At 61.4% G+C, this 3,475-nt stretch carries 4 protein-coding genes; 3 read left to right on the top strand and 1 reads right to left on the bottom strand.

Annotated elements, in window-relative coordinates; translation table 11 throughout:
* The 3 genes from AC1D1P_RS18140 to AC1D1P_RS18130 form a co-directional block, all read left to right on the top strand.
* A partial coding sequence (locus AC1D1P_RS18140; RefSeq protein ID WP_477673922.1) for a ribonuclease E/G occupies window positions 1-697 on the top strand: 697 nt, incomplete at its 5' end.
* Between the two features lie 5 nt (window positions 698-702).
* A complete protein-coding gene (locus AC1D1P_RS18135; RefSeq protein ID WP_477673921.1) occupies window positions 703-1,458 on the top strand; it encodes a polysaccharide deacetylase family protein in 756 nt (251 codons plus the stop codon).
* Window positions 1,455-2,633, top strand: a complete 1,179-nt coding sequence (locus AC1D1P_RS18130) for a glycosyltransferase family 4 protein (protein ID WP_477673920.1) — start codon at window positions 1,455-1,457, stop codon at window positions 2,631-2,633. Before AC1D1P_RS18135 ends, AC1D1P_RS18130 begins: the two co-directional genes overlap by 4 nt.
* 14 nt (window positions 2,634-2,647) lie before the next feature.
* Here AC1D1P_RS18130 and AC1D1P_RS18125 read toward each other — a convergent pair.
* On the bottom strand, window positions 2,648-3,475 hold an 828-nt coding region (locus AC1D1P_RS18125; protein ID WP_477673919.1), incomplete at its 5' end, for a glycosyltransferase family protein.

Raw genomic sequence — 3,475 nt, 5'->3', positions numbered from 1 at the left:
GCACTACGGCGGCGAACGTCCTATTTTTGACTTGTTCAACATTGACGAGGAAATTGCCAAAGCACTGGGCCGGCGGGTCGATCTCAAGTCAGGCGGTTATCTGATCATCGACCAGACGGAAGCGCTGACAACCGTCGATGTCAATACCGGCGGATTTGTCGGCGCCCGCAACTTCGACGACACGATTTTCAAGACCAACCTGGAGGCATCGCAGGCGATTGCCCGACAGCTGCGCCTGCGCAATCTTGGCGGCATTGTGATCGTTGATTTCATCGACATGATCAAGGAAAACCACCGAGATGCGGTGCTGACCGAATTTCAAAAACAGCTTTCACGAGACCGTATCAAGACCAGTGTCAACGGTTTTTCTGCGCTGGGCCTGCTGGAGATGACGCGCAAGCGCACCCGCGAATCGCTGGCCCATCAGCTTTGTGAGCCCTGCGCCGCTTGCATGGGCAAAGGCGTGGTTAAAACGGCGCGGAGCGTGACCTACGACATCCTGCGCGAAATCCTGCGCGAAGCGCGGCAGTTCAACCCGCGCGAATTCAGGGTGGTGGCTTCGCCCAAGGTGATTGAACTTTTCCTCGACGAAGAAAGCCAGCACCTGGCCAGCCTGAGCGACTTCATCGGTAAACCCATTTCCCTGCAGGCGGAAGCGGCGATGGCTCAGGAACAATACGACATCGTGCTGCTGTGACCTTCATGCCTCTTTCAATGTTCAGCCAGAACCGCCAACCCATTCCCATCCTGGTCTACCACCAGATTGCCGAGGCTCCGCCCAAGGGCAGCAGTCCGTTTCGCGGGCTCTATGTGGCACCCGCGGCTTTCGCGCGGCAAATGGCCTGGCTCAAGCGACTGGGCTACACGGGCGTTTCGATGAGCGGCCTGCTGCCTTACCTGCGCGGCGAGCGTAGCGGCAAGGTGGTTGGCATCACATTTGACGACGGTTACCGCAACAACCTGACCCAAGCCCTGCCGGTGCTGGTGAAGCAGGGCTTTTCGTCGACCTGTTATGCAGTCAGCGGTCTGCTCGGGAAAACCAATATCTGGGACGGGGGCATAGGCATCCCGCAGACCCCGCTGATGGACGAGGCCGAGATCCGCCAATGGGTGGCGGGCGGGCAGGAGATAGGCTCGCACACCCACAGCCATGTCAATCTAATGGAAACCGACGAGCCGGGCTGCCGCGAGGAGATGGTGCTGGGAAAGACCGGGCTGGAGGCCGTCTTGGCCCGGCCGGTCGAGCATTTCTGCTATCCCTACGGCCACTACGAGGCCAGGCACGTCGAGCTGGTTCGGGAGCTGGGGTTTGCCACCGCCACCACCACGCAGCGCAGCCGCTGCCATGCTGGCATGAACCTGCTGCAGCTGCCGCGGGTGCCGGTGCTGCGCTCGACCACCTTGCCGGTGTTCTGGCTCAAGATCGCAACGGCCTACGAGGACCGCCGGAAAAAATGAGCCCGCCTGATTCTTCCTCCAGGAAACTGCGCGTCGCCGTCTTCAACCGAACCTTCTCGCCCACCGGCGGCGGCGCAGAGCGCTATTCCATCGCCCTCGTCGAGCAGCTCTCGGCCCGGCACGAGATGCATGTGTTCGCGCAGGACATCGACCACAAGTGGCCCGGTGTGACTTACCACAAGGTCTCTTCCCCGCTGCGCAAGCCGCGCTGGGTGAATCAGCTGTGGTTTGCCACGGCCACCTGGTGGGCGACACGGCACGGCTTCGACGTGGTGCACTCGCATGAAAACACCTGGCACGGCGAGGTGCAGACGGTGCACGTGATGCCGGTCAAACACAGCCTGTTCCAGGGACGCCGCGGCCTTCGCCGCTTCTTGCGCTGGATCAAGGTCGTGACCAGCCCGCGCCTGCTGGCTTACCTGGCACTGGAGCGCGCGCGCTATATCCCGCGCCCGGGCCGGCAAGTGGTGGTGACGTCCGAAAGCCTGCGGCCCATCATGGCGGCTGCTTACCCGGACAGCAGCGCCGCGATTTCAGTGATCACGCCGGGGATCACGCTGCCCARCTCGATGAACRCTGATCGCAAACGCCAGGCGAGGGCGCTACTGGGGTTGCCGGCAGAGGGCACCTGCCTGCTGTTTGTGGGCAACGATTACCGCAAGAAGGGCCTGGAGGCCTTGCTGCAAGCCATGACGCGGCTGCCAGCCGATGTGGTGCTGGCGGTGGTGGGTAACCCTGCGCATATTGCCGAATTCCGCGCACTTGCCGGAACACTCAAACTCGGTGCACGGGTGTTTTTCCTGGGTGCGCTCAAGGACGTCAGCCCGGCCTACGAGGCCGCCGATATCCTGGTGCACCCCACCTTCGAGGACACTTTTGCGATGGTGGTGCTGGAGGCCATGGCCCACGGCCTGCCGGTGGTGGTCAGCGGGCCGAATTACTGCGGTATTTCCGGCCTGCTGAGCCAGGGTGTGAATGCCTTGATGCTGGACGATCCCCGGGATGCGGGTGAACTGACGCGGGCGTTGGGCGATTTGCTTGCCCAGGCGACGTTGCGGGAAACGCTGGCGGACGGCGCCGTGGCCTTTGCCGCACACTACCAGTGGCGTGAAATCGCGCTGCAGCAGGAGGCGCTGTACCTTTCAGCTGTGGCGGCAAAGATCGCGGGTTCCTGAAGCCGTCAGGTGGGTCAAGCCACCAGTTTGAAATGCTTGCGGCTGAAATCCAGCCCGGTCAGCGTTTCCACCTGCCGCATGAAGTGGTATTTGTTTTCCTTGGGCGTGGGCTTGTAGGCCGGGTCGATGTTCAGGACCGGTTCAGCCTCAGTGGCCAGCCATTCCTGCACCGCCTGGGGGTGCGTGCCCTTAAAAGGGGCGAGCGCGCGGCGATCAAACTGGCTGTAGGTGATTTGCGCCGCTGAGGCCTCGCCCCAGTACTTGCTGACCTGATCCAGTTTCTTCTGCATTTCCTCGTTGCGCCGTATCCAGCCGTAGTGGTAAATGTGCGCACCGGCAAGTGCGCCCTGGGGGTTACGCCCCCGTTTGTGCTGTGTAGTGACCAGCCAATACTGGCCATCGGGTGCATAGCTTCGAATGGTATTGCGGATCAAACGGCATTCGCGACGGTACCATCCCGGGCTGATGGAAATCCAGTCGGGAGAGCCATAAAAGTGATGGTAGTCAAACACCAGCGCTTCGACTGCGGGATTGAAGTGATGGCGCTCAACACTGGCCCGAATGGCGGCAAGCTCGCCTTCGTGTACCACTTCATCGCCCTCCAGGTAGAACGCCCAATCGCCGGTGCAGGAGTATTGGGCGATCATTTTTTGCTGCGCATAAACAAAACCGCGGTCTGCCATGCGTTCGTTCCACAGTGTTTCGATGATTCGGATTTTCGGGTCGTTGATGGCCTTGACGCGTTCCAGCGTGTCGTCCTCGCCCTTGCCCACGGCCACGACGAATTCATCGACCAGGGGCAACAGGGAGCGGATGGAGGCCTCAAAGGGAAAGCCCAGGCC

The sequence above is a fragment of the Polaromonas sp. P1_E1_2 genome (genome assembly GCF_056406035.1).
Note: the sequence above shows the minus strand (reverse complement) of the source record. Positions and strands in the feature narration are given on the sequence as shown.